At 70.3% G+C, this 23981-nt stretch carries 26 protein-coding genes; 11 read left to right on the top strand and 15 right to left on the bottom strand.

The annotated features are described in order from the left end of the window. Window positions 1-71: 71 nt before the first annotated feature. The 5 genes from J2739_RS03405 to J2739_RS03385 all read left to right on the top strand — a co-directional run bounded on the left by J2739_RS03405 (window position 72) and on the right by J2739_RS03385 (window position 5522). Window positions 72-713 (top strand): thiol:disulfide interchange protein DsbA/DsbL, encoded by a 642-nt coding sequence (locus J2739_RS03405; RefSeq protein ID WP_309898512.1) that lies wholly within the window; start codon window positions 72-74, stop codon window positions 711-713. Window positions 714-824: 111 nt separating this feature from the next. Further along, a complete protein-coding gene (gene lptA / locus J2739_RS03400) occupies window positions 825-1517 on the top strand; it encodes a lipopolysaccharide transport periplasmic protein LptA (RefSeq protein WP_309898510.1) in 693 nt (230 codons plus the stop codon). Window positions 1518-1531: 14 nt separating this feature from the next. Beyond that, the gene (lptB, locus tag J2739_RS03395; RefSeq protein ID WP_309898713.1) at window positions 1532-2311 is read left to right on the top strand and encodes an LPS export ABC transporter ATP-binding protein; all 780 of its coding nucleotides are present in this window, start codon (window positions 1532-1534) and stop codon (window positions 2309-2311) included. A 14-nt stretch (window positions 2312-2325) separates the two neighbouring features. After that, complete coding sequence (locus tag J2739_RS03390; protein WP_309898508.1) at window positions 2326-3915, top strand: RNA polymerase factor sigma-54; 1590 nt, start codon at window positions 2326-2328, stop codon at window positions 3913-3915. 56 nt (window positions 3916-3971) lie between these two features. Further along, entirely contained in the window at window positions 3972-5522 is a 1551-nt protein-coding gene (locus J2739_RS03385; RefSeq protein WP_405053819.1) for a phospholipase D family protein, read from the top strand. 17 nt (window positions 5523-5539) lie between these two features. Here the strand turns inward: J2739_RS03385 and J2739_RS03380 are convergent, their stop codons facing one another. The 6 genes from J2739_RS03380 to J2739_RS03355 all read right to left on the bottom strand — a co-directional run bounded on the left by J2739_RS03380 (window position 5540) and on the right by J2739_RS03355 (window position 10443). Beyond that, window positions 5540-6208, bottom strand: a complete 669-nt coding sequence (locus tag J2739_RS03380) for a YceI family protein (RefSeq protein WP_309898504.1) — start codon at window positions 6206-6208, stop codon at window positions 5540-5542. Window positions 6209-6215: 7 nt separating this feature from the next. Next, window positions 6216-6806, bottom strand: a complete 591-nt coding sequence (locus J2739_RS03375) for a YceI family protein (protein WP_405053812.1) — start codon at window positions 6804-6806, stop codon at window positions 6216-6218. Continuing rightward, window positions 6803-7414 carry a cytochrome b gene (locus J2739_RS03370; protein ID WP_309898502.1) on the bottom strand — a complete coding sequence of 204 codons (612 nt, stop codon included), beginning with the start codon at window positions 7412-7414 and terminating at the stop codon, window positions 6803-6805. The genes J2739_RS03375 and J2739_RS03370 overlap by 4 nt, the downstream gene beginning before the upstream one ends. A 63-nt stretch (window positions 7415-7477) precedes the next feature. After that, window positions 7478-7756 (bottom strand): hypothetical protein, encoded by a 279-nt coding sequence (locus tag J2739_RS03365; RefSeq protein WP_309898500.1) that lies wholly within the window; start codon window positions 7754-7756, stop codon window positions 7478-7480. Between the two features lie 129 nt (window positions 7757-7885). Then, window positions 7886-9781 (bottom strand): sensor histidine kinase, encoded by a 1896-nt coding sequence (locus J2739_RS03360; protein ID WP_309898498.1) that lies wholly within the window; start codon window positions 9779-9781, stop codon window positions 7886-7888. Continuing rightward, entirely contained in the window at window positions 9781-10443 is a 663-nt protein-coding gene (locus tag J2739_RS03355; RefSeq protein WP_309898496.1) for a response regulator transcription factor, read from the bottom strand. The genes J2739_RS03360 and J2739_RS03355 overlap by 1 nt, the downstream gene beginning before the upstream one ends. 109 nt (window positions 10444-10552) lie before the next feature. On the opposite strand from J2739_RS03355, the gene J2739_RS03350 reads away from it, so the two are divergent. Further along, a complete protein-coding gene (locus J2739_RS03350) occupies window positions 10553-11785 on the top strand; it encodes a THUMP domain-containing class I SAM-dependent RNA methyltransferase (RefSeq protein ID WP_309898494.1) in 1233 nt (410 codons plus the stop codon). Window positions 11786-12146: 361 nt separating this feature from the next. Continuing rightward, window positions 12147-12335, top strand: coding sequence for a hypothetical protein (locus J2739_RS03345; RefSeq protein ID WP_309898492.1), 189 nt, complete (start codon window positions 12147-12149; stop codon window positions 12333-12335). Window positions 12336-12369: 34 nt separating this feature from the next. Here the strand turns inward: J2739_RS03345 and J2739_RS03340 are convergent, their stop codons facing one another. Together J2739_RS03340 and J2739_RS03335 are read right to left on the bottom strand one after the other, a co-directional pair. Then, a complete protein-coding gene (locus tag J2739_RS03340; protein ID WP_309898490.1) occupies window positions 12370-12936 on the bottom strand; it encodes a GNAT family N-acetyltransferase in 567 nt (188 codons plus the stop codon). 6 nt (window positions 12937-12942) lie between these two features. Beyond that, window positions 12943-13371: a CBS domain-containing protein gene (locus tag J2739_RS03335; protein ID WP_309898488.1), complete on the bottom strand. Its 429-nt coding sequence runs from the start codon at window positions 13369-13371 to the stop codon at window positions 12943-12945. A gap of 218 nt (window positions 13372-13589) precedes the next feature. On the opposite strand from J2739_RS03335, the gene J2739_RS03330 reads away from it, so the two are divergent. Next, window positions 13590-16466: a peptidase C1 gene (locus J2739_RS03330; protein WP_309898486.1), complete on the top strand. Its 2877-nt coding sequence runs from the start codon at window positions 13590-13592 to the stop codon at window positions 16464-16466. A gap of 27 nt (window positions 16467-16493) precedes the next feature. Continuing rightward, on the top strand, window positions 16494-16901 hold the full coding sequence (locus J2739_RS03325; protein WP_309898484.1) for a putative toxin-antitoxin system toxin component, PIN family: 408 nt from the start codon (window positions 16494-16496) through the stop codon (window positions 16899-16901). Window positions 16902-16907: 6 nt separating this feature from the next. Here the strand turns inward: J2739_RS03325 and J2739_RS03320 are convergent, their stop codons facing one another. After that, window positions 16908-17825, bottom strand: a complete 918-nt coding sequence (locus tag J2739_RS03320; protein ID WP_309898482.1) for a BUD32 family EKC/KEOPS complex subunit — start codon at window positions 17823-17825, stop codon at window positions 16908-16910. Between the two features lie 217 nt (window positions 17826-18042). Here J2739_RS03320 and J2739_RS03315 point away from each other — a divergent pair, with 217 nt between their 5' ends. Beyond that, window positions 18043-18816, top strand: coding sequence for a UPF0149 family protein (locus J2739_RS03315; RefSeq protein ID WP_309898480.1), 774 nt, complete (start codon window positions 18043-18045; stop codon window positions 18814-18816). 37 nt (window positions 18817-18853) lie between these two features. After that, window positions 18854-20044 (top strand): MFS transporter, encoded by a 1191-nt coding sequence (locus tag J2739_RS03310; RefSeq protein ID WP_309898709.1) that lies wholly within the window; start codon window positions 18854-18856, stop codon window positions 20042-20044. Here J2739_RS03310 and J2739_RS03305 read toward each other — a convergent pair. From J2739_RS03305 to J2739_RS03280, 6 genes are all read right to left on the bottom strand, one after another. After that, a complete protein-coding gene (locus J2739_RS03305; RefSeq protein WP_309898478.1) occupies window positions 20034-20339 on the bottom strand; it encodes a GNAT family N-acetyltransferase in 306 nt (101 codons plus the stop codon). The genes J2739_RS03310 and J2739_RS03305 overlap by 11 nt on opposite strands. Continuing rightward, window positions 20336-20821: a nuclear transport factor 2 family protein gene (locus tag J2739_RS03300; protein ID WP_309898476.1), complete on the bottom strand. Its 486-nt coding sequence runs from the start codon at window positions 20819-20821 to the stop codon at window positions 20336-20338. Before J2739_RS03300 ends, J2739_RS03305 begins: the two co-directional genes overlap by 4 nt. Window positions 20822-20861: 40 nt before the next feature. Next, a complete protein-coding gene (locus J2739_RS03295) occupies window positions 20862-21371 on the bottom strand; it encodes a CinA family protein (RefSeq protein WP_309898474.1) in 510 nt (169 codons plus the stop codon). A gap of 5 nt (window positions 21372-21376) precedes the next feature. After that, complete coding sequence (locus J2739_RS03290) at window positions 21377-21910, bottom strand: phosphatidylglycerophosphatase A family protein (protein ID WP_405053818.1); 534 nt, start codon at window positions 21908-21910, stop codon at window positions 21377-21379. A gap of 137 nt (window positions 21911-22047) precedes the next feature. Then, window positions 22048-22869: a class I SAM-dependent methyltransferase gene (locus J2739_RS03285; RefSeq protein ID WP_309898470.1), complete on the bottom strand. Its 822-nt coding sequence runs from the start codon at window positions 22867-22869 to the stop codon at window positions 22048-22050. 15 nt (window positions 22870-22884) lie between these two features. Continuing rightward, window positions 22885-23697 carry a class I SAM-dependent methyltransferase gene (locus J2739_RS03280; RefSeq protein ID WP_309898468.1) on the bottom strand — a complete coding sequence of 271 codons (813 nt, stop codon included), beginning with the start codon at window positions 23695-23697 and terminating at the stop codon, window positions 22885-22887. Window positions 23698-23981: the final 284 nt, after the last annotated feature.

The following is a 23981-nucleotide window of genomic DNA, read 5'->3' as shown; positions in this document are numbered from 1 at the left end:
CACGCTCGCGCGGTCTCCGGGAACTCCGGCGGCATCGCGGGCTCTGTCAGCCGCACAGGAGAACCTTACACATGAAACGCCGTGACTTTTCGCTGGCCGCCACCTCGCTGGGGCTGCTTCCTCTCGTATCCCCTGCGCATGCGCAGCAGATGCCCAAGGCGGGCACCGACTACGCGGTGCTCGACAAGCGCGTGCCGGTCGACGCCCCGGCCGGCAAGGTCGAGGTGATCGAGTTCTTCTGGTACAGCTGCCCGCACTGCAACGCCTTCGAGCCCGCGCTCGAGACCTGGATCAAGAAGCTGCCGCCGCACGTGGCATTCAGGCGCGTGCCGGTCGCCTTCCAGGCCAGCTTTCAGCCGCAGCAGAAGCTCTACTACGCACTGGAGGCCATGGGCAAGGTGGACGAATACCAGCTCAAGGTGTTCAACGCCATCCACCAGCAGCGCCAGAACCTCTCGGGCGAGCAGCAGATCATCGATTGGGCGGCGGCCAACGGCCTCGACAAGGCCAAGTTCACCGAGCAGTACAAGTCCTTCACCGTGGCGAGCAAGATCCAGCGCGCCAAGCAGTTGCAGGACGCCTACCAGGTGGCCGGCGTGCCAGCCATCGGCATCGCCGGGCGGTGGTACGTGGACGGCGACCTCGCCCGCAGCATGGAACGCGCGCTGCAGATCACCGATTACCTGATCGGCGAAGCGCGCAAGAGCGCCTGAGGCCGCCCACCCTCCCCCTCGCAGAAGCCCGCCTCGGCGGGCTTTTTCATCCGGGCGCCCGAAGTCCGGTCCATGAGGCCGCATACAATCCTCCAGCAAGTTTCGTGCCTTATGACTTCGTCACTTATCTCCACTCGCTCCAGCCCTGACTGTCGTGCTTTCGTATTCGCCTTGGTACTGGCCGTCCTGGCGCCGCTGGCGCAGGCCGAGAAGGCGGACCGCACCAAGCCCATGAACATCGAAGCCGACGCAATGCGCTACGACGACCTCAAGCAGACCAGCGTCTTCACCGGCAACGTGGTGGTGACCAAGGGCACGATCATCATCCGCGGCGCCCGCATCGACGTGCGGCAGGACCCGGAGGGCTACCAGTACGGCGTTGTCACGGCGGCGCCCGGCAAGCTGGCCTATTACAAGCAGAAGCGCGACGCCGGCACCGACGAGTGGATCGAGGGCGAGTCGGAAGTCATCGAGTACGACAGCCGCGCCGACAACGTGAAGTTCATTCGCCGCGCGGTGATGCGCCGGCTCTACGGCGCGACCGTCAACGACGAGAGCAGCGGGCCGCTGATCGTCTACGACCAGAGCAACGACACCTTCAGCGTCAACGGCTCTTCGCTGCCGCCGAACGCGGGCGTGGCGGCGCCGCCGGGCGGGCGCGTGCGAGCCATCCTGACGCCCAAGTCGGCGGCCTCGGCGCCCGCGCCCGGCAGCCGGCCGGCGCCTGCAGCCGCAGCGCCGGCACCGGCGAGCGGCACGGGCCTGCGCTCGACCACCACCCTCGGCGGGGAAGAACGCAAGTGACGGAGGACGCCGGCATGCGCAATGGCCACCCTCCAGTCCAGAACAGCCGCCTGGAAGCCCGCGGCCTGCAGAAGAGCTACGGCAGCCGCAAGGTGGTCAAGGACGTCTCGCTGGGCGTCGAAAAGGGCGAGGTCGTCGGCCTGCTGGGCCCCAACGGCGCCGGAAAGACCACCTCCTTCTACATGATCGTCGGCCTGGTGCGGGCCGACGCCGGCGAGATCAGCATCGACGGCGTGCCGATCGCGCACATGCCGATCCATCGCCGCTCGCGCATGGGCCTGAGCTACCTGCCCCAGGAGGCCTCGATCTTCCGCAAGCTCACGGTGGAGGAGAACGTGCGCGCGGTGCTCGAGCTGCAGCGCGAGCCCGACGGCGACGGACGGCCGGTGCCGCTGTCGAAGCAGCGCACCGAGGAACGCCTGACCGAGCTGCTGCACGACCTGCGCGTCGACCACCTGCGCGATTCGCCGGCGCTGGCGCTGTCGGGCGGCGAGCGCCGCCGCGTCGAGATCGCGCGCGCGCTGGCCACCCAGCCGCGCTTCATCCTGCTGGACGAGCCCTTCGCAGGCATCGACCCGATCGCAGTGATCGAGATCCAGCGCATCATCAACTTCCTGAAGGAGCGCGGCATCGGCGTGCTCATCACCGACCACAACGTGCGCGAGACGCTGGGCATCTGCGATCACGCGTTCATCATCAGCGACGGGCATGTGCTGGCACAAGGCACGCCGTCGGAGATCGTCGACAACGCCGAGGTGCGACGCGTCTACCTGGGCGAGCATTTTCGAATGTAAGGGCCTGTCATCCCATGAAGCAAGGGCTCTCGCTGCGCGTCTCGCAGCACCTCGCGCTCACGCCGCAGCTGCAGCAATCGATCCGGCTTCTGCAGCTGTCGACGCTCGAGCTGAGCCAGGAGGTCGAGCAGATGCTCGACGAGAACCCTTTCCTGGAGCGCACCGCCGACGAAGCGCCGCGCGAGGAGTTCGGGCTCGAGGCCGCTGATACGCCGGTGCGCGACGAGGACCGCCAGGTCGAAGGCGAGGCCGAGTTCGTCGCGGGCGCCGCCCCGGCCTCTGCCGACAGCGCGCCGGCCTCCTCTTCCGAGAGCGAGACGGCGGCGCCCGCCGAAAGTCCGGACAGCGAGCCCGACTGGGAAGGCGACGGCTCGGTCGACCTGGCGCCGGACGACAGCGAATGGGGCGGCGATGCACCTGCGCGCAGCAACAATCTCGGCGACGACCAGCGGCCCGATGCGACCGAGCTGGCCAGCAGCCAGGAATCGCTGCAGTCCTTCCTGCACCGCCAGGCACTGTCGCTGCGGCTGGAGGAGAACGATCGCGCCGCGCTGCGCTTCCTGATCGAGTCGCTCAATGACGACGGCTACCTCGAGGACTCGTTGCCGGCCCTCGCCTCGGGCCTGGCCGGTGACGACAACGACCAGTTCGACGAGCTGGTGCACCACTTCCAGGTCGCGCTGGGGCTGCTGCAGAGCCTGGAGCCGGTCGGCGTCGGTGCGCGCAGCCTGGCCGAGTGCCTCACCCTCCAGCTGCGCGCGCAGCAGGACGAGGACCGGACGGAAGAAGAAGCGCAGGTGCGCCGGACCGCGATCGCGATCTGCAAGCAGCCGATGGAGCTGCTCGCCAAGCGCGACTTCAAGCGCCTGGCCACGCTCGCCCGCAGCAACGAAGAAGAGGTGCGCTCCGCCCTTCAGCTGATCGCCCGCCTGGAGCCCAAGCCGGGACGCCGCTTCGTCGATGTCGAGCGCAACGTGGTCATCCCCGACGTGATCGTCACGCGCATCGGCCAGGGCACCAGCGCCCGCTTCCGCGTCATGCTCAACCCCGAGGTCATGCCGCGGCTGCGCGTGCACGACATCTATGCCGGCGCGCTGAAGGCACACAAGGGCGAAGGCAGCCAGGCGCTGTCGCAGCGGCTGCAGGAGGCGCGCTGGTTCATCAAGAACATCCAGCAGCGATTCGACACCATCCTGCGCGTCTCCAATGCCATCGTTGAGCGGCAGAAGAACTACTTCGTCCACGGCGAGCTCGCCATGCGACCGCTGGTGCTGCGCGAGATCGCCGACGAGCTGGGCCTGCACGAGTCCACCATCAGCCGCGTGACCACCGCCAAGTACATGTCCACGCCCTATGGCACCGTCGAGCTCAAGTACTTCTTCGGCTCTGCCCTGGGCACCGAGACCGGCGGCAATGCCTCGAGCACCGCGGTGCGTGCGCTGATCAAGCAGTTCGTGAGCGCCGAGGACGTGAAGCGGCCGCTGTCGGACAGCCAGGTCTCCGAGATGCTCAAGGAGCAGGGCATCGAGTGCGCGCGCCGCACCGTGGCCAAGTACCGCGAGGCGCTGCGCATCGCGCCCGCCAACCTGCGAAAGGCCTTGTAGCGATGCGCCTGCGCCCGAGCCTGTGGCCGCACTGGGTGCGTCTGGGCTTGGCATGGATGGCGGTGCTCTTCCTCGCCAGCGGCTGCGCCATGCTTCCGCCCGAGTTCGAGCGCACGCCGTCGAAGGCCGTGCCGCTCGACCCCAACACCACCCTGGGCCGCATCGCGAAAAGCTCGCAGCCGGACCCCGACCTGAGCGGCTTTCGCCTCATGCCCGGCGGCGACTTCGCCCTGAACACCCGGCTCGAGCTGGCGCGCCGCGCCGAGCGCACGCTGGACGTGCAGTACTACCAGATCCACGACGACGAGACCGGCCGCTACCTGATGCGCGCGCTGCGCGACGCGGCCTTGCGCGGCGTGCGTGTTCGGGTATTGATGGACGACCTCTACACCTCGGGCGAGGACGAGCTGCTGCTCGCCCTGGCTGCGACGCCGAACGTCGAGCTGCGGCTCTTCAACCCCTTTCCGGCCGGGCGCGGCAGCATGCTCGGGCGCTTCTCGGCCTCGCTGTTCGACTTCACCCGCGTCAACCGGCGCATGCACAACAAGCTTTTCATCGCCGACGGCGCGATGGCGGTGGCCGGCGGGCGCAACATCGGCAACGAGTACTTCACGCAGACGGCCGGCGCCAACTTCATCGACCTCGACACCTTCGTCGCCGGCGCGCTGGTGCCGCGGCTCGCGAGCCTGTTCGACCAGTACTGGAACAGCGAGTACGTACGGCCGATCGAGACCGTGGTCGCCTCCGGCGCGCCGCGCGAGGAGCGGCAGCGCCGCTTCGAGGAACTGACAGGCCCGCGGACCACGCCGGCTCCGCGCCCGCCCGCGCCCAACGACGTGCTGGGCTACAGCCCGATGGTGGAAGACCTCAAGGCCGGCAAGCTGGACCTGATCTGGACCCGGGCCGAGGCCTACGCCGATGCGCCCGAGCGCGTGATCGGCAAGCAGGTGAGCTACGGCGGCATCCCGTTGCTGGATGTCGACAGCGTGCGCTACAACGTGATCGAGCAGATCCGCCGCGGGCGCTCCGACGTGACCATCGTCTCGCCCTACCTGATCCCCGGCAAGGGCGGGCTCGACGCGATGCGCGAGGTGCACGGGCGCGGCATGAAGATCAGTGTGGTCACCAACTCGCTGGCCGCCACCGACGAGCCGATGGTGCACACCGGCTACCGCCGCTACCGCAAGGACATGCTCAAGCTGGGCGCCGAGATCTACGAACTGAGCTCGCAGCGCACCCGGCGCAGCGTTCGCCTGGGGCTCTTCGGCACGCAGATAGGGCGCCTGCACGCCAAGTCGGCCGTGATCGACGGCCGCACGCTCTTCGTCGGCTCGATGAACTTCGATCCGCGCTCCGACATACACAACACCGAGATCGGGCTGATCATCTTCAGCCGTGAAATGGCGCAGCAGGTGCTCAAGTTGATCGAAGTCCTCAAGCAGCAGGGCGCCTACAAGGTGCGCTTCGCGCCGGGCACCGAGCGCATCGAATGGGTCAGCGAGGAGGGCGGCGTCGAGCAGGTGCTGACCAGCGAACCGGATTCGACCTTCTGGGACCGCATGATGCTGGAGATCCTGGCGCCGCTGGCGCCGGAGAGCCTGCTGTAGTTGCGTCGCCCCGGGCCTCAGCTCGGCCCGCCCGTGATGTTCACCGCCTCCACCTGCACCAGCAGCCGCACCCGGTCCTCGAAGCCGAAGGGAATGCCCCAGGTGATGCCCCAGTTGCTGCGCTCCACCGTGGTCTCGAAGTCGCCGCCGCAGACCTGGCGCTTGATCAGCGGGCTCAGGTAGCAGCCGAAGCGGCTGGCCTTGAGCTTGACCGGCTTGGTCTGGCCCATCAGCGTCAGCGAGCCGTCGACCTCCGTCACCTTGTCGCCGCTGAAGTCGATCCTGTCGGCCACGAAGCGGGCGACCGGAAACTCGGCGACGTTGAAGAAGTCCTTGCTGAGCACATGGCGGTTGAGCAGGTCGACGCCGGTGTTGATGGAGCTGATGTCCATCGTGATGTCGATCTTGCCGCTCTGGCCCGAGCCGTCGATCTTGATGGTGCCGTCCTTGGTGCTGAAGCGGCCGCGGTTGGTGGTGGTGCCATAGTGGCCCATCTCGTACATCACGAAGGTGTGGGTGGGGTCGACCACGTAGCTCGCGCCCTTGACCGGCCCGCCGGCAGGCAAAGCGGGCAGCTCCGGCGCCTGCTGCGCGGCGGCCAGGGAGACGGCGGCCACGAGCGCGGCGGCGGCAACGGACTTGATGATCAATGGGACGGGCTTGGGCATGGCGTTGGATGCGTGCATGGCAGGTTCAAAGAGGACGCAGGCCTGTCAGGACCAGCTTGAAGCGCACCTGCACTTCGTCGCCGACCATCGAGGTGTCGGCCCATTCGCCTTCGCCGACCTTGAAGGCGAGGCGAGAGATCGTGAAGCTTCCGGTGGCGGTCGAGCGGTCTGCGGACTGGGTGATCGTCACGGGCACCACGAGTTCCTGCGTCTGGCCCTTGATCGTCAAGCGCCCGGCGATGTCGAAACGGCCGCCGCCCAGGCTCTTGATCGCACTGGACTGGAAGCTGGCTTTGGGAAAGCGCGCGGTGTCGAACCATGGCGCCTTGGGCAACTCCGCATCGCTCTGCGGCACGCCCAGCGTCGCGCTGGCCATGTCGATCTGCAGTGCCGCGGTGCCGCCCTCGGGCTTCTTCGGATCGAAGGCGATCTGGGCATCGAACTTCCGGAACTGGCCTTCGACCGGCACCCCCATCTGCTTGCTGACGAAGCCGATCTGGCTTTGGCCCGGTGCGAGCTGGGCTACAGGCTCGGCGCCGCCCCCCATGGCTGCGGCCGAAGCGAGGGTCAGCGCAGCCGCGCACAGGGCATGCCACATGCGGTGAAGTGGGCTCATCGGGCGTGCCCCTGGTGCGAGAGAGGCCACATGCGATCCAGCAGGCCGTCGTGGTCCATGAAGTGATGCTTGAGCGCCGCGCCTGCGTGCAGCAGCACCACGGCGCCCAGCGTGAAGGCGCTGCCCTGGTGCAGCGGCTTCAGCACCGCCTCGGCGAATTCCTTGTTCACCGGCACGAAGTCCGGCAGCGGCACAACACCGAACCAGACGATCGGAAAACCCAGCGCCGAGCTGTAGGCCCAGCCTGCCAACGGCACCGCGAAGAACAGCAGGTAGAGCAGCAGGTGCGTGCCGCGGTGCGCCACCAGTTGCCAGCCCGGCATCGCCTCCACGATGCAGTCCGGCAGCGGCGGCGGCGGATGCGACAGGCGCCACAGCAGCCGCAGCGAGCTCAACCCGAGGATGGTGATGCCGGCCCACTTGTGCCAGTTGAAGAGCTTGAGCTGCTGCGGCGAGAAAGGCAGCCCGGTCATGTAGAGGCCGATGCTGAAGGAGCCGACGATCATCAGCGCGAGCAGCCAGTGCAGCGTCATCGCGACCGCGCCGTAGCGCCGGGCGGGAACGCGCGGGGCGGCAGCAGCCTGGGGATTCAGCGGCTCGGCGGACATGCGCAGAGCATAAGGCCACGCGCGCCGCCGCATCGCCCTCCGCGCAGCCCCATTGGCCGAGCCTCAGAAGGTGCTCACCGCTTCGTCCGGCACCGACGGGGCGTTGCGCAGCACCTCGCTCGCAGCCGGCACCGAAGCGTCCCCGCTGCCTGCGGACGTGAGCGTGGGCACGGCGAACATGAGCGCGGGGGGATGGCTTGCCTCGGCCTGCCAGGCGCCGAGCAGGACCAGCGCTGCGAGCAACGCCACCGCCAGCGCCACGGAGCCGAGCAGCAACTGCTGCATGCGGGTGCGCCGGCGGGGCGGCCGGTTGACAAAGGCGGTGTGCGGATGCGGCTGCATGGTGGTTCCTTCCTTGCTTCATCGAGGCTCGAGACGCGCGACGTGCGCGTGGATCCAATCTAGAAAGGAAGCACGCAGTGAGGAATTCCGCATTCGCGTCGGGCATCCCGCGATCGCGGGAGCCGGCGCTCAGGCTGCTGCCGCCGCGGGCGCCGTCATCGGCAGGCGCAGCACGACGCAGCAGCCGCCGCCGGCCGCCGGGCGCATTGCCAGCGTGCCGCCCAGCCGCTGGGCGCGCGAGCGCATGTTGTGCAGGCCGTGGCCGCCCTGCCGTCCCGTCTCGTGGTCCAGGCCGCGTCCGTTGTCCTCGATCTCCATCTCGAGCATCTCGCCGGCGCGGCGCAGGCGCACCTCCACGCGCGTCGCCTGGGCGTGCTTGAGCACGTTGGTCAACGCCTCCTGCGCCACCCGCAGCAGCTGCAGCGCGGTATGCGGCGAGAGCGTCGTCCCGCCCTCGGGCAGGTCGATGTCCCAGCCGGAGCGCACGCCGGCCGCGAGCAGCTGCGCCTCCCAGCGGAACCGGAAGTCGCCCAGGGCCGCGCCCAGGTCGTGCTCGCCGGAGGCCAGGGCATCCAGTGCCAGCCGCATGTCGGCAATGCAGGTGCGCAGCGTGCCCGCGATCTGGCCCCCATCCATGTCGCCGCGCTCCACTCGCGACAGCGAGGTGAAGAGCTGCGAGCCCAGGCCGTCGTGCAGGTCCCGCATGATCAGCTGGCGCTCCTCAGCGGCGGCATGCTCGCGTTCCAGCGCGGCCAGGCGCGCGTAGTTGGCGGCCAGCGCGCGCTCGCGGTCGGCCACCCGCGTCTCCAGCGTGCGGTTGAGCTCTTCCAGCGAATGCAGGGTGCGCAGGAAGCGCGACGTCAGCAGCGCGCCCATGGCCAGCAGCAAGGTGTTGGAGCCGTAGTGCAGCAGGTGGATGCGGTGGCCGGTCCATTCCGGGAAGAAGCGCCCGAGCAGGCGCGGGTGCCAGGTCAGGAGGTAGTCGTGGATGCCCACCCCCACCGCGAAAGCCATGACGGCCGAGAGCGCCGCCGCTGACAGCGTGCCGCGGCGCCGCGCATAGCGCACTGCGACGGCGATGATCAGCAGCCCCACACCCACCATGCCGCCCAGCCACCAGCGCGCGATGGCCGGCTCCGCCGCGAAACCGCCCAGCGCGAACCACAGCGGCCCCACCAGCGCGTAGGCCACCAGGCCCCGGTCCAGCCATCGGCGCTGCACCCCGGCGTAGTGCAGCGTGAACACCGCCATCACGATCACGAAGCCGCCGGTGGCGCACTGGTAGAACACGCGCCACCACTGCCAGAGGCCGATCGGGAGGGCATCGATCAGGAAGGTCAAGGTTCGTACCGCCCACAGCACGGCGGCCAGGCCGAACAAGCCATAGAGCGACTCGCTCGGGCGGCGCCACCAGATGAAGGCGACGAAGCCGGCGACCAGCACGGACACCACGACCGTGAGCTCGGGCACCGTTCGCACCCAGAACAGGCGCCGGTTGTGCAGCGGCTCGATCTCGTCGCGCGGGCCGATGGCGAGCTGCGGGAAGCGCAGCGGATAGTCGCTCGGCGCCCCGGCGCGGATCGCCAGCTCGTTGTGGCCAGGGCGCAGCAGCGAGGCGGGCAGCAGCACCGTCTGCGGCCGGTAGGTGCGCGCATGGACCGCCGCGCTGCGCTCCGCCACGCTGCCGATCAGGCTGCCGTTGAGCCAGATCTCGCCGCCGTCGTAGAAGTAGGGCACGTAGACGGCCCATTGCGGCTGGCGCAACGGGTCACCCGGCTCCTCGAAGCCGATGCGGTACCAGGCCGGCGCCCGCGCGAGCGCCGGACGCGAATAGCCCGCGTCGTCGGGCAGCGTCACGGGCTGCCAGGGGGCGCCGGGCGGCGGGGGCGTGCGCTCGACCGCCGGCGCCGCGAGCACGCCGGCCTGCCGCGGCGACTGCAGCGCCGCTCGCGCGCTACCGGCGAGACAAACCAGGACCAACACCACCAGCGCAAGCCCGGCTGCCCGTGCGCCGGGGCCACCCATCACAGCAGCCCCATCTGGCTCGCTTCGTAGACCGCCTCGCCGCGCGAGTGCACGGCCAGTTTGCGGTAGATCTTCTTCACATGCGCCACCACCGTGTGCGGCGAAATATCGGTCAGCTCGCCGATGGTCTCGAAGCTCAGGCCCTTGGCCGCCAGGCGCAGGATCTCCGTCTCGCGCTCCGTCAACGGTGAGGGGGCGGCATCCTTGGGCACCGGCTGAGCGGCCACCGCGGGCGCGGCGCCGATCCGAAAACGCGCCAGCACGCGCCGCGCGATGCTGGGGCTGATGGGCGAGCCGCCGGCGCGCAGCTCGTGGATGCTGGCGGCGATGGGCCCCGCGCCCGCGTCCTTCAGGAGGTAGCCGGTGGCGCCGGCTTCGATCGAGGCCACCACGTGCTGGTCGTCGCCGAACATGGTGACCACCAGCACGTCGCACTGCGGATGGTGGCGCGCCGCGTGGCGGATCACCTCCACGCCGTCGATGTCGGGCAGGCCCAGATCGACCAGCATCACGTCGGGCGGCTGGGCGTCCAGCATCGCGATCGCCGCGCGCCCGGTGCCGACCACGCCGGCGAGGGCGAGGCCCGGGTCGGCCAGCACCGCGTCCGAGAAGCGGCGCATGAACTCGGGTGTGTCTTCGACGATCAGCACGCTGGTGGTCATGGCAGCCCCCTGTGGCAACGCGACCCGGGGATTTTCCCACCGGGGTCGGGTGCGGCCATAGCGCAAACGCGGTAGGAGGCCCATGGGATACTGGCCGGCAACCCCCGCCATGAACGATCTTTCCCTTTTCCTGCCCTGCGCCGCCGGCGTGGAGGACTTCCTTGCCCAGGAAGTGCATGCACTGACCGGCCGCGCCGGCGACGAACTCCTGGTGCTGCGCGGCGGCGTGCGCGTGCGCGCCGACTGGCGCGAAGCGCTCAAGCTCAACCTGCACAGCCGCCTCGCGCAGCGCGTGCTGATCGAGCTGGCCCAGGCGCCCTATCGCAGCGAGCACGACCTCTACGACATCGCCGGCGGCGTGGCCTGGGAGCTCTGGTTCACGCCGAAGAACACCTTCAAGATCGAGACCACGGCACAGCACAGCCCGCTCAAGAGCCTCAACTTCGCGACCCTTCGCATCAAGGACGCGATCGCCGACCGGTTCCGCGCCAAGGCGAACGGCGTGCGACCGAGCGTCGAGAGCCAGTGGCCCGACGCCCGCGTCTTCGCGCACCTCGACGCCGAACGCTGCACCCTCTACATCGACAGTTCCGGCGAGCCGCTCTTCAAGCGCGGCTGGCGCCAGGACAAGGGCGACGCGCCGCTGAAGGAGACGCTGGCCGCCGCGATGCTGGCCGCCAGCGGCTGGTGGAATCCGGAGCGCGGCGAGGTCTCGCCGGTGCCGCTCTACGACCCTTGCTGCGGCAGCGGCACCATCGTCATCGAGGCCGCGCAGCTGGCGCAGGGCATCGCGCCGGGCGCGCAGCGGCGCTTCGGCTTCGAGAAGCTGCTGCCCTTCCAGTCCCACGTGTGGCAGGGCCTCAAGGCCGAGGCACAGGCTGCGGTGAAGGCGGCCCCGGCCGCCGCGATCTTCGGCTCCGACGTGTCGCACCGCATGGTCGACTTTGCCGAGCGCAATGCCGAGCGCGCGGGCGTGGCGGGCGCGGTGCAGTTGCGCGGCGGCGATGCGCTGCAGCGCATGCCGCCGGCCGAGTCCGGCGTGATCATGCTCAACCCGCCCTATGGCGAGCGCATCGAGGTCGGTGGCGTCGCGCGCGGCCGCGGCAGCCGCGAAGAGGCGCACACCGAGGACGGCGGCGAGTTCTTCGTTCAGCTCGCGAGCCACTGGAAGAAGCACTACGCCGGCTGGACCGCCTGGGTGCTCACGCCCGACCTGCAGCTGCCCCGGCGCATGCGGCTCAAGGAAACGCGCCGTGTGCCGATGTGGAACGGGCCGATCGAATGCCGGCTGTTCCGCTTCGACATGGTGGCGGGCTCGGCGCGCAGCCGGACGGTGGCTTAAAGCACACAACTTGCAGGGGAACGCGCGCCCCCGGTTGACCGGGTCATGCTGCTTGGCAACAATCCCGCATCTTTTACTTCGGAGCCCCGTGCGTGGACAGTGCCAGTTGGATCAGTGATGTGATGCGTACCTGGGCAGGTGCGGCACATTCGGCACCCCAGTAGCGCAGTTCTCCGCGCTGCGCGCCGAAGCCGCCGCAGCGTGACGCTTGTTGTTTCCGGCAAGCGACTCCCTCCCCTCTCCCGGTTCGTGTCCATCGCTGAAGTGTGCGGCGATCGATGCATGCCCTCATCGACTCGCGCGGTCGCAGCCCGGCTTGCCGTTCATGTCGCGCGGCCCTTCAGCAGGAAGGAGCCTTGTCATGTGCCAACGGACGAATGCCCATCCGCCCGCTCACACGCGTGAACGGGCGACTTCATCGCCCCACCCGAACGAGAAAGAGAGCGCGCTGGACCAGGCGCAGTCGCTGGACCGCAGCGGCCTGTGGCCCTGCCGGCGCATCCGGCTCTTCCTGCTGTCGCAGCAGCCGGCACAGGCCCCGCAACGCTGAAGAAGACACGCGCGCAGAAGGGAGCGCGCGCCCCTCAGAGATCGATGCGGAAGCGCAGCTCGGGCGTGCCGCCCAGCTCGGGCATCTTGACGAACGCTTCCAGGAGCACCCCGCCGTTGGCGCCGATCACCCGCTGCGAGGCCAGGTTGTCGGGGCTGGTGGTGATCTCGACATAGGCCAGGCCCTCCGTGCGGGCCTCGTCCAGCATCAGCCGCAGCGCCTGGGTGGCGACGCCGCGGCCGCTCTTCCACGGCACCACGCCGTAGCCGATGTGGCCCAGGCAATACGCAGGCAAAGCGTTGCTGCCGCGCTGCCAGCGCAGGGAAATGCTGCCGCAGAGCTCGCCATCCCAGATCCAGCGGCGATAGCCCGGCAGGCGAGGCACGATGGTGCCGTCGGGCAGGGCGACCGGCGAGCCCTTGGCCTCGCGGTCGACCAGGCCTTCGAGGAAGCGCGCGGGGTTGGCTCGGATCTGCGCCAGCTCTTCGAATCCGGCCTCGGGCCGCAGGTTGTTGGGTGACCAGCCGCGCTCGAGCGCCGCGACATAGCCGGGAAGGTATTCGCGCGCCGGCCAGACCAGTTCGACGGCGGGTTCGCTCACGCCTTCTCAGCTCTGGATGTAGCTGCGCAGCTGCTCGATGGTCTGTTCGTGGTCCGCGATGATGTCGTCCATCAGGTCGCGGATCGAGATCATGCCCACCACGCGGTCGCCCTCCACCACCGGCAGGTGGCGAATGCGCTTCTGGCTCATCAGCGTCATGCACTCGCGCGTGCGGGTGGAAGGCGTCACGGTCAGCACGTCGGGCGTCATCAGCTCGGCGACGAGCACCTCCTTCGAGTTGCGCCCCTGCAGCGCCACCTTGCGCGTGTAGTCGCGCTCGGAGATCACGCCGACCAGCTTGTCGTGCGACATCACCATCAGCGCGCCAACCTCGTGGCTGGCCAGCGCCTCCAGCGCGTCGAACATGGTGGCGCCGGGCTCGATGCGCCAGACCGACGAGTTGCGGCGCTTGAGCAGTTCGGAAACAGGTTTCATGGATCGCAATCCCCGCTAGATGATGGACCGTCAGCGGCCCATGCAAGGGCCGCGCCAGTACCGATCCTAGACGCTGCGCACGACATCCCTGCCGCAATGCACGCCCTGCCCGGAGGGGCAAGGCCCCACGGTCTAGCCGATTCGGCGGATGGACAGCACCCCGCGCGCGCCGCACCATGCGTCGCGCGGCGGACCCCACCGCCGCCCGAGGAGCAGCCATGCACATCCTGATGAGCAAGGGAAGCGCCAGCGACGACGTGGAGCGGCTGCGCCGCGCGCTTGCCAAGGCACTGGGCGAAGACGCCACGCTGTTTCCCTCTCTCCAGGCGTCCGGCACGCCGATCGACGAGGACTTCGACGGCGCGATCCGCCGCTGGCAAGCCGGCGTCGGCCTGATCGGCGACGGCGTGGTCGGGCCGCGCTGCCAGCTGCTGCTGGACCTGATTGCCATCGACGCGGGCAAGTTCGAGCTCACGCTCGACGTCGGCCACGTGAGCCGGCTGTTCCCCGCCACCAAGCCGGCCAACATCGCGCGCTACCTGCCCTACATCGAGGCGGCGCTCGGTGTTGCCGAACTCACGGATCGGCCGATGGTCCTGGGCGCCCTGGGCACCATCCGCGCCGAGACCGAAGGCTTCGTGCCGATCGCGGAGGCGCCCTCCAAGTTCAACACGCCGCCGGGCGGCGCGCCCTTCAGCCTGTACGACACGCGTGCCACGCTCGGCAACAGCCGGCCGGGCGACGGCGAGCGCTACCGCGGCCGCGGCTTCGTGCAACTGACCGGCAAGGACAACTACACGCGCTATGGCCAGCGGATCGGCGTGCCGCTCGACACTGCGCCGGACCGGGCCAATGCGCCGGAGGTTGCGGCCGTGCTGCTCGCGCTCTACCTCTCGGACAAAGCCACGCGGTTCCGCCAGGCGATCGGCGCCGGCGACTTCGCGCAGGCCCGAAAGCTGGTCAACGGCGGCGCGCACGGCCTCGATCGCTTCAAGGACGTGTTCGAACGCGCCGCCGCGGTGTGGCCCGGCGCGCGCGCGGGCGCAGCCGGCGCCCGTCGCGCAGCGGCCGCCGAAGCGCCGGCTTCGCGCCGCTCCACCGTCTCTCGCACGCGCAAGGATGCGGCCGACCTGCGCGACCGCCTTTTCCAGCCGAGCGCGATCAGCCTGCCCGACGAGTTCCCCCCGCAGGAGGAGGTGCGCCAATACCTGCCGGCCTACACCCGGGCCGGCCTCATCCTGGACCAGGGGCGGGAGGGCGCCTGCACCGGCTTCGGCCTCAGCTGCGTCGTCAACTACCTGCGCTGGGTCAAGGCCGGCCTGCCGCCGAAGATGGAATCGGTGAGCCCGCGCATGCTCTACACGCTCGCGCGCCGGCACGACGAGTACGAGGGCGAGAACTACGAGGGCTCGAGCTGCCGCGGTGCGCTCAAGGGCTGGTTCAACCACGGCGTCTGCCTGGAGCCCGACTGGCCCTACCTGCCCGAGAAGGCCAACCCCGCCACCTACGGCTACGCCACCCGCGCGGCGCAGAACACGCTGGGCGTCTACTACCGCATCGACACCCGCTCGATCACCGATGTGCAGGCCGCGATCGCGCAGCACCGCGCGGTCTTCGTCTCGGCCTACACGCACCCGGGCTGGGACGCGGTGCCGATCATGCCGGCGCCGAAGAGCCATGCCGAGCTGCCGCTGATCGCCTTCGACGGCCGGCGCTCGGAGACCGACGGCCATGCCTTCGCCCTCATCGGCTTCAACGCGCAGGGCTTCATCCTGCAGAACTCCTGGGGCAAGCACTGGGGCGCCGGCGGCTTCGCGGTGCTGGGCTACCTGGACTGGCTGGCCCATGCGATGGACGCCTGGGTGGTCTCGCTGGGCGTGCCTGGCGTGATCGCCGGCCGGCTGGCGGTGGGCGGCAGCGGTACCGCCGGCCTGACCGGCGCCGACCGCAGCCAGTGGTGGGACACGGGCCTGGCCTATCAGCACAGCGTGGTGCTGGGCAACGACGGCCGCGTGAGCCGCTACCTGACCGAAGACGAACCGCCCCGCAAGCTGCAGCAGCAGGCCTGCGTGCTGCCGGACGACTGGTTCCGCAGGCAGGCGGCGCCGCGCAAGCGCCTGGTGCTCTACGTGCACGGCGGCCTCAACAGCGAAGACGAAGCGATCCAGCGCGCCAGCGCCATGGGCCGGTACTTCACCGGCAATGGCTGCTATCCGCTGTTCCTGGTGTGGAAGACGGGCTTCCTCGAATCGGTCATGGACCTGATCGCCGATGCCTTCCGCCGCGAGCCGGCGCGCGCCGGCTTCGGCGAAGGGGTCACCGAGCGGACCGACCTGCTGGTCGAGAAGAGCATCGGGCGACCGGCGGCGCGGCCTCTGTGGAGCGAGATGAAAGAGAACGCCGGCCTGGCCTTCGCCGATCGGCGTGGCGGCGACCTGCTGCTGGACGCGATGCAGGCGCTGTGCAGCAACTGGGGCGCGCAGTTCGAGCTGCACCTGGTCGGCCATTCGGCCGGCTCGATCGCCATCGGCCACCTGCTCGCAGCGGTGGCCGCACGCAAGCGCGCCGGCCGCGACGGGGGACTCGGCGACCGCATCGCTTCGGTCAACCTTCACGCGCCGGCGTGCTCCGTCGCCTTCGCGAACCGCCACTTCGCGGGCGACGCGGCCATGATGGAGCGCCTGCACCTGGAAGTACTCACCGACGAGATCGAGCGCCGGGACACCGTGGGGCCGATCTACCGCAAGTCGCTGCTGTACCTGGTCTCCAATGCGCTGGAGGCCGATCTGCATACGCCGATCCTCGGCCTGGACCGCATCAACGACGAGGGCTATTCGGGCTGGGACGGCTCCTCCGACACCGGCGAGGCACTGTCGCTCTGGCGCCAGGCCGCGAAGGCCTCGAAACTCGAGCTCCGCACCCGGCGCATCGAGAACCCGCGCATCGAGGTCGCGCTCGGTGCCGATGGCGAGCCGGTGCTGCAGGCGGCGACGCACGGCAGCTTCGACAACGACATCGCGCTCATGACGCGCACGCTGGAGCGCATCACCGGCGCCAAGCTCGCGCTGCCGGTCGACGACCTGCGGGGCTTCTGAGCAGGGAGCGGCTTAGCATCGCCGTCCATGCGCATCGTCATCGACACCAACATCGCCCTCGATCTGCTGGTCTTCGACGACCCGGGCTGCGCGGCGCTGCTCGCCGCGCTCGACCTTGGCGAACTGCAATGGATCGCCACGGCCGCGATGCGCGAGGAGCTGGCGCGCGTGCTGCGCTATCCGCTGGTCGCCGCGCGCCTCGCGCGCAACGGCCGCGATGTGGCGCTCGTGCTCGCGGCCTTCGACCGACGCGTGCTGCCGGTGGACGAAGCGCCGGCCCGCGCGCCCTGCTTGTGCCGCGATCCCGATGACCAGGTCTTCGTCGACCTCGCGGTGGCGCAGCGCGCACGCCTGCTCAGCAAGGACCGCGCACTGCTCGAGATGCGCGGGCCGCTCGCGCGTCTGGGCGTGGAGGTCGCAGTCCCCGGTGGGTAACGCTTGCTATTGCCGCGTGGGCGGCGGCGGCGTGTCGCTGCAATGCCACCGCCACAGCAGCCGTGCCACTGCGCGCGAGCGCTGCGTGTCCCGCCCCCAGCGCCGCCCGGACGGCAGATGCCGCAGCCAGCGCATGCGCCGCGCCGCCAGCGCCAGGCGCTCGCGCACCTCGTCGTCGGCCTCCGCCAGCGCCGCATGCCAATGCACGCCGGCCGCCTGCGACGAGGCGGCGCGCACCAGCATCGCGGTGGAGTGCAGGTAGCTGAGCCAGTCGCGCACCTGGCATTCGGCCAGCGGCAGGGTCTCGCCCGGGTCGTCCTCGAAATCGATGTAGCCGATCCTGCCGTCGGGACACTGCACCAGATTACGGTCGAAGGCCTGGCTCAGGTAGGTACCGTGCGCATGGACGTTGGCGATGGCGTCCAGGCCCTCGCGCCACACCGCGAGCAAGGCGCTCGGCCCGGCGGCCGCGGCGTGGTCCAGCCGCTCCTGCAGCACGATGGGCGGCCGGCCGCTTTCGCCCAGGTCGGAGATCAGCAGGCCATCCGGCTGCTGGGCCAGCACTGCCGGCACGCGCAGGCCGGCGGCGCCCAGGGCGCGCAGGCGGCGCGCCTCGGTGGCGATGGCGGCCTCGCCGCCCGGATTGGGCACCGGCGTCAGCACGTCCAGCCGCAGCAGGCCGGCCACGATGGCCATCAGGTGGTAGCCCAGCTTGCCGTGCGGCGGACCGGCCTTCTTGAGCCAGACGCGTTCGCTGCCGAGCCGGTGGCTGGCCACCGCCTTCTGCTGCTGCGGAAGCATGGTGCGCAGGAATTCCGCGTAGTCGCCGGGCTCCAGCGGCTGCGGGTTGGCCTCCAGGGGCGCCGGCGCCGAGGCCAGGCTTTTGCGCGCCTGCACGCGCGTGCCGCGTCTGACAGGGTTCATGGCGCCAGGGCTGCCTGTTCGGGTCCGAAGGCAAGGGGCTGCAAGCTCGGCGGGCTGGAAAGAGACCGCCCGGATGCCGCGCCCAGGCTGGCGGCGAAGCCGCGCACGCGGACCGCGAAGGCGCCATGGCGCGTCGAATGCAACGAAGGCTGGGGTGCTGAAATGACGGGTCTCCCGGGGGCTTTGCTGCATCATAGAGGGCTGCCGCCGCATTGCCATGACCACGATCCCCGACCCCTCCCCTGACCACTCTCCCCTCGGCCCCGACGATTTCGACGCCCTCGACCAGGCGCTCGACGCCATGCGCGAACACGACGAAGAGATCCCGCAATGGGAGTTCTGCGAAGGCTTCATGGCGGCGCTGGTGTGCATGCGCCGGCGTGTCGAGCCGGCCGAGTACTGGCCGGTGCTGCTGGGCGAGAGCTTCGTGCCGGCGCAGCACATGGAATTCGTCTGGCGCTGGAAGCGGCGCTGGCGCGAGACGGAAGAAGGCCTCGACGCCGAGGTGCAGTCGCTCGACGACGAGCGCGCCTGGCAGCCGGAGGTCTTGGACACGCGCGGCGCCGTCGCGGCCCTGCCCGAGGAAGAGCGCGCGGAGATCGACGGCGAGGACGTCCCCTCCTTCGCCCAGGTCTGGGCGCTGGGCTTCATGTACGCGGTGGAGAACTGGCCCGAGGAATGGACTCCGCCGCGCGACAAGGAAGCTGCAGCCATCCTCGACGAGGCGCTGGACGCCATCGTCGCCCTGACCGAGGACGACCGCGGCAAGCCCACGCTCTCGATGTACAGCGAGGACGGCCCGCCCAGCGTCAGCCAGCAGCGGGTGGACGATTTCGGCGATGCCATCTGGGCGGTGTACGACCTGCGCCGGCTCTGGCGCAGCCAGGGACCGCGGGTGGAGACCGTGCGCAAGGAAGCGAAGCCCGGGCGCAACGATCCCTGCCCGTGCGGCAGCGGAAAGAAATTCAAGAAATGCCACGGGGCGGCCTGAGGTGAGCGCGACGCTCCCGGCGCGCAGCGCCTGGGCCATGGTGCTGACCTTGTGCACCGCCTTCGCGCTGAGCCAGGCCTATCGCACGGTGGGCGCGATCATGGCCGGGCCGCTGCAGGCGGAGTTCGGCCTCTCGGCGCAGGCCCTGGGCCTGTTCTCGGGCGCCTTTCACTTCGCCTTCGGCGCCATGCAGCTCTTCATGGGCATCGGCATCGACCTGCACGGCGTGCGGCGCACGGTGCTCACGGCCTTCCCGCTGGCGATCGCGGGCGCGCTGCTGTCCGCGCTGTCGACCCGCTTTCCGCTGCTGATCACGGGCCAGGTGCTGATCGGCGTCGGCTGCGCGCCGGCCTTCCTGGTGTGCACGGTGTTCATCGCGCGGCATTTCCCGGCGGCGCGCTTCGCGTCGGTCTCGGGGCTGGTGCTGGGCATCGGCGGCCTGGGCATGCTGCTGACCGGCACCCCGCTCGCGTGGCTGGTCGAGGCCCGCTCCTGGCGCATGGGCTTCGCGGTGCTGGCCGCGGCTTCGGCGCTGGCGTGGCTCTGCATCCTGCTGTGGGTGCGCGAGCCCGCGCGCGACGAGGCGCGGCCGAAGGAATCGCTGCCCGCCGCGCTGCGCCAGTTCGGCGCGCTGTTCGCCATGCCGCACACGCCGGGCATCCTGCTGCTCGGCGCCGTGACCTATGCCGCCTTCATCTCGCTGCGCGGACTGTGGCTGGGGCCGCTGCTGGTGGAGCGCTACGGCTACTCGCTGGTGCAGAGCGGCAACGTGGCGCTGGTCGTCTCGATCGTCTCGCTGTTCGGGCCGCCGCTGTTCGGCCGGCTGGACCGGGACGGACCGGCGCGGCGGCGGCGCATCGTGGCCTGCTGCGCGGTCTATGCGATGCTGTTCGCCGTCATCGGCATCTTCCACGCGGCCTGGCTCGACATCGGCTGTGCCATCCTGATCGGCCTGCTGTCGGGCTTCATCGTCTGGGAGTACGCCGATGTGAGGGTGGCTTACCCGGCCGCCCTCACCGGCCGCGCCATGGCGGTGTTCACCATGGCCATGTTCCTCGGCGTGGCATTGATGCAGTGGCTCACCGGCATGGCGGCCTCGGTGGCGCAGTCGCGAGGCTTCGACGCCTACAGCGCCGTGCTGGCGGCTATCGCCGCGCTGCTGGTGGCGGGCTGTGCGGCCTTCGCCTGGCTGCCGGCGCCGGCCGGCGCGGTGGCCGCTAGATCTTGAAGGCGCGCTGCGTTTCCGGCCGCACCAGGTCCATGTACTCGCGGTGCTTGCGGATGTAGCCGGCGATGAACTGACAGACCGGGATGACCGGCATGCCCTGCGTGCGCGCCTCGTCCAGCACATGCCGCGCCAGCGCCGAGCCCACGCCCTGGCCCTCGAAGGCGGGCAGCACCTCGGTGTGGGTGAACATCACCGCGTTCTGCAGCAGGTTGTATTCGCAGAAGCCGGCGAGCTGGCCGTCGATGGTGGCCTCGTAGCGGTGCTTCTCGGGATGGTTGGTGATGAGAATGGTCATGTCGTGCGCGCCATGTAGGCGGCCAGGTTTTCGGCGGCGCCGGCGCGCACCTTGTTCTTCAGCATGGGCGTCCATCCCATCAAGACGCCCGGCGGACCCAGCGCCTGGCGCGACCAGGCCCAGAAGTCGAAGCGGTCGCGCTGGGTGGCGATCAGGCCCTCGGGCGTGAATGCGAACTCGGAGTCAACGGCGTTGTCGACGATGCGGCCGGTGGTGCTGAAGCGGTAGTGCGCGTCCCAGTGGGCGCGGCCCGTGGCGCCATCGGCCCGGATGTCGCGCCAGCTGAGCTTCCAGACATCGGCGCCCTTGGCGCGCGTGGCCTCGCACAGCATCTTCCACATGGCGCCGACCTCGCGGCCGCTCTTCAGGGAGAAGGCCTCGTCGTCGAAGCGCGCCTCCGGCGCATAGCAGGCAGCCATGGTGCCGCCATCGAGCCTGGCGAAAGCCTCGTAAAGGCGCTGGATGGTGTCTTCGTTGCGCATGGGCGGCGATCGTAGCCGAGCCGGGAGCCGCGCAGGCTCCTCAGGGCGCGCGCAACAGCGTGACGAGCGTCTGCAAGGCATGGTGCACCGTGGCCGCCCGCACGGCCGCCCGGTCGCCATCGAAGCGGCGGCGCTCGGTGCGCACGCGGCCCGCCACCGACCAGCCGAACCACACGGTGCCCACCGGTTTCTCGGCGCTGCCGCCGGTCGGGCCGGCCACGCCGGTTACCGCCACGGCGACCTGCGCCGGCGAGTGCGCCACCGCGCCTTCGACCATGGCGCGCGCCACCCCTTCGCTCACGGCGCCCTCGGACGCGATCAGCGCCGGGTCGACGCCCAGCAGCTCGGTCTTGGCGGCATTCGAATAGGTGACGAAGCCGCGCTCGAACCAGTTGCTGGAGCCCGACAGATCGGTGCAGGCGCCCGCGATCAGCCCGCCGGTGCAGCTCTCGGCCGTGGCCATCATCCGGCCCTGGCGCTGCAGCAGCTCGGCCAGCTCGAGCACCAGCGCGGGCGTGTCGAATTCGAGGGCGGGTGAAGGGGTGCTCATGAGCCTCACCAGCCGCGAAAGAGCGCGATCACCAGCAGCGTGCAGAAGGCCGCTACCAAGTCGTCGAACAGGATGCCGAAGCCCGCCGCGCCCCACGACAGGGTGGCAGGCGTGGCCCGGCGTTGTTTGAAAAGCTGGTCGGCCCACGCCACCGGCCCCGGCTTGGCGGCATCGAACAGGCGGAACAGGGCGAAGGCCACGAGCTGCGCGAGCAGCCCGGCCGGCGTCACCAGCCACAGCACCAGCCAGAAGCCGACGACCTCGTCCCAGACGATGGCGCCGGGGTCGGTGATGGCCATGCGGCGGGCGGTGACGGTGCAGGCCCACCAGCCGATGGGCAGCGAGGCCAGGATGATCCATCCGATCGCGGCTGCGGACAGCCAGCGCTGCATGAGCATGAAGGCGGCCCAGGCCCACAGCGTGCCCACGGTGCCGGGTGCGCGCGGCGCGAGGCCGGCGCCGAAACCCAGCGCGATCAGATGGGCGGGATGGGCGAGCATGAAGCGCAGCGTGGGGCGCCGCAGCGGCGGAATCGGCATGGCGCCGGAGACGGAAGCGGATTGCATGGAACCGACAGTGTCGCCCAAGACGGCATTGCCCGATCGAGCCGCTTCGCCGCGCGCGTTCGCGCCGAGGGCCCGGCCCGGCCGTGCACGCGCTGCGAGCGGCGCCTTCCTCAGCGGGAGGGATGTGCCGGCACCGCGCCCGCCACGATGACGAACTCGCCGGGAATGCGGTAGCCGCCGCCCTGGCGCCAGGGCTCGATGGCCGCCAGGTAGCGGGCCTGCACGCGCGCGCGGGTCGCCTCGCCGAAGCGCGACCAGGCCAGCGCGACCGGTCCTCCCGCGAAGGCCGCGCCGCAGGCCTCCTCGCCATCGGCATAGCAGAGCGTGCTCGCGATGCGCTGCTGGGCGATGCGCTCGAAGCCGGCTTCGGCGCACAGGCCGGCCAGCGCGTCCTGCTGCCCCAGGCGGAAGAACAGGGGGCACACCTCGCTGCGGACCTCGTCGTCGACGATGGGGAACAGCGCTGACCAGCCGCAGCGCGCCCGCTCGCCCCAGACTGCCAGCCCCACGCGGCCGCCCGGGCGCAGCACGCGCCGCAGCTCGCGCAGGGCCAGGGCTGGATCGGGCACATACATGAGGCCGAGCGCGCACAGCGCCAGGTCGAAGCCGCCATCGGGCAGTGCCAGCTGTTCGGCATCCATGCGCGCGAAGCCGAGCTGGTGCACGCCCCGTTGCGCGGCGCGCTGCCGCGCGGCATCGACCATGCGATCGGAAATGTCGGTGCCGAGCACATGGCCGCGCGGGCCCACCCGCTCGGCCGCCGCCAGCGCGACCAGGCCGGTGCCGCAGGCCACGTCGAGCACCTGCTCCTGCGGCTGGGGCGACGCGAGCGCCATCAGGGCCCGGTGCGCGGGCGCCAGTTGCGCCTGCCAGAGCGCCTGGTAGCCGGCGGCTGCCAGGTCCCAGCCATAACGCTGGATCCTTCGCTGCAACCGCGGCTCCATGGCTCAGCGGCGGGTGATGACGATTTCGAGGTACTCGCCGGGCACCACCAGCGAGTCCGGCCCGGCCCGGTTCAGGCGATTCAGCAGCTCGCCCAGGTCCTGCTCCAGGGCCGCCGCCTTGTCCGGCGGCAGGCTCGCGAAGGCCTTGAGCACCGGCCCATACCAGGTGCGGAAGACCTCGATGAAATGCGCGGCCGAGCGGTAGCGGAAGTTGAAGAGCCGCGGCGTTGCCTGGATCGAGGCGGCCCGTTCGCCGAACAGCGTGCGCAGGTGCGCCTCCGTGCCCCACAGCGAGGGGGGCTGCACGCCCGCAGGCGGCGGCAGGTGGCGGCCCAGGGTCTTGAACATCTGGCCGATGAAGCCCTCGGGCGTCCAGTTGGCCAGGCCGATGCGGCCGCCCGAACGGCACACGCGCAGCATCTCGGCGGCGGACCTGGCATGGTCGGGCGCGAACATCACGCCGAAGGTGGAGAGCACGGCGTCGAAGCTCGCGTCGTCGAAAGGCAGGGCCTCCACGTCGGCGACCTGGAACTTCACCTCCAGGCGCTCGGCCTTGGCGCGCTCGGCGCCGCGGTCGAGCAGCGCGGCCACGTAATCGGTGGAGGTCACCCTGCAGCCGCGACGCGCCGCCGCCAGCGTGGCATTGCCGTTGCCGGCCGCGACGTCGAGCACTGCCTCGTCGCATCGCAGGTCGCAGGCCTCGGCCAGCTGCTCGCCGACGATCTGCAGCGTGGTACCGATGATGGCGTAGTCGCCACTGGACCAGGCGGCGTGCTGGCGGGTCTTGACGGCATGGAGGTCGACGGGTGCGTTCATGGTGAATGGCTCCTTGGGGGCTGGGCCGGGGGGCTCCGGCAAAGGGTCGGCGGTTTTCGAAGGGACGGTGGGCACGGCCCGGCATCCGTCCTGGTGCTACTGGACCACCGCTTGGGGCATGGTGTCCTGCCCGCGCGTCGTCCGTGACTGGCCGAGCGTCCTCGATCGGGCGCTGACGGGCGTGGAGCTGGTGCAGCGTCCGGGATTGCTGACCCGGCGTCCGCGCCATGGCATCGGCTCTTCGGCCTAGTTGGCCTGGATCGGCGAGGCGACCACAATTTCCG

The sequence above is a fragment of the Variovorax soli genome (assembly GCF_031454625.1).
GTDB lineage: Bacteria > Pseudomonadota > Gammaproteobacteria > Burkholderiales > Burkholderiaceae_C > Variovorax > Variovorax soli_A.
Note: the sequence above shows the minus strand (reverse complement) of the source record. Positions and strands in the feature narration are given on the sequence as shown.

Excerpts from the sequence above, each read along its gene's own strand:
- J2739_RS03350 (WP_309898494.1), top strand. The coding sequence starts at position 10,553 with ATGAACGATCTTTCCCTTTTCCTGCCCTGCGCCGCCGGCGTGGAGGAC.
- J2739_RS03295 (WP_309898474.1), bottom strand. The coding sequence starts at position 21,371 with ATGAGCACCCCTTCACCCGCCCTCGAATTCGACACGCCCGCGCTGGTG.
- J2739_RS03315 (WP_309898480.1), top strand. The coding sequence starts at position 18,043 with ATGACCACGATCCCCGACCCCTCCCCTGACCACTCTCCCCTCGGCCCC.
- J2739_RS03280 (WP_309898468.1), bottom strand. The coding sequence starts at position 23,697 with ATGAACGCACCCGTCGACCTCCATGCCGTCAAGACCCGCCAGCACGCC.
- J2739_RS03300 (WP_309898476.1), bottom strand. The coding sequence starts at position 20,821 with ATGCGCAACGAAGACACCATCCAGCGCCTTTACGAGGCTTTCGCCAGG.
- J2739_RS03375 (WP_405053812.1), bottom strand. The coding sequence starts at position 6,806 with ATGAGCCCACTTCACCGCATGTGGCATGCCCTGTGCGCGGCTGCGCTG.
- J2739_RS03320 (WP_309898482.1), bottom strand. The coding sequence starts at position 17,825 with ATGAACCCTGTCAGACGCGGCACGCGCGTGCAGGCGCGCAAAAGCCTG.
- lptA (WP_309898510.1), top strand. The coding sequence starts at position 825 with ATGACTTCGTCACTTATCTCCACTCGCTCCAGCCCTGACTGTCGTGCT.
- J2739_RS03355 (WP_309898496.1), bottom strand. The coding sequence starts at position 10,443 with ATGACCACCAGCGTGCTGATCGTCGAAGACACACCCGAGTTCATGCGC.
- J2739_RS03330 (WP_309898486.1), top strand. The coding sequence starts at position 13,590 with ATGCACATCCTGATGAGCAAGGGAAGCGCCAGCGACGACGTGGAGCGG.
- J2739_RS03305 (WP_309898478.1), bottom strand. The coding sequence starts at position 20,339 with ATGACCATTCTCATCACCAACCATCCCGAGAAGCACCGCTACGAGGCC.
- J2739_RS03335 (WP_309898488.1), bottom strand. The coding sequence starts at position 13,371 with ATGAAACCTGTTTCCGAACTGCTCAAGCGCCGCAACTCGTCGGTCTGG.
- J2739_RS03310 (WP_309898709.1), top strand. The coding sequence starts at position 18,854 with ATGGTGCTGACCTTGTGCACCGCCTTCGCGCTGAGCCAGGCCTATCGC.
- J2739_RS03370 (WP_309898502.1), bottom strand. The coding sequence starts at position 7,414 with ATGTCCGCCGAGCCGCTGAATCCCCAGGCTGCTGCCGCCCCGCGCGTT.
- J2739_RS03290 (WP_405053818.1), bottom strand. The coding sequence starts at position 21,910 with ATGCCGATTCCGCCGCTGCGGCGCCCCACGCTGCGCTTCATGCTCGCC.
- J2739_RS03345 (WP_309898492.1), top strand. The coding sequence starts at position 12,147 with ATGTGCCAACGGACGAATGCCCATCCGCCCGCTCACACGCGTGAACGG.
- J2739_RS03385 (WP_405053819.1), top strand. The coding sequence starts at position 3,972 with ATGGCGGTGCTCTTCCTCGCCAGCGGCTGCGCCATGCTTCCGCCCGAG.
- J2739_RS03365 (WP_309898500.1), bottom strand. The coding sequence starts at position 7,756 with ATGCAGCCGCATCCGCACACCGCCTTTGTCAACCGGCCGCCCCGCCGG.
- J2739_RS03325 (WP_309898484.1), top strand. The coding sequence starts at position 16,494 with ATGCGCATCGTCATCGACACCAACATCGCCCTCGATCTGCTGGTCTTC.
- J2739_RS03360 (WP_309898498.1), bottom strand. The coding sequence starts at position 9,781 with ATGGGTGGCCCCGGCGCACGGGCAGCCGGGCTTGCGCTGGTGGTGTTG.
- J2739_RS03380 (WP_309898504.1), bottom strand. The coding sequence starts at position 6,208 with ATGCACGCATCCAACGCCATGCCCAAGCCCGTCCCATTGATCATCAAG.
- lptB (WP_309898713.1), top strand. The coding sequence starts at position 1,532 with ATGCGCAATGGCCACCCTCCAGTCCAGAACAGCCGCCTGGAAGCCCGC.
- J2739_RS03390 (WP_309898508.1), top strand. The coding sequence starts at position 2,326 with ATGAAGCAAGGGCTCTCGCTGCGCGTCTCGCAGCACCTCGCGCTCACG.
- J2739_RS03405 (WP_309898512.1), top strand. The coding sequence starts at position 72 with ATGAAACGCCGTGACTTTTCGCTGGCCGCCACCTCGCTGGGGCTGCTT.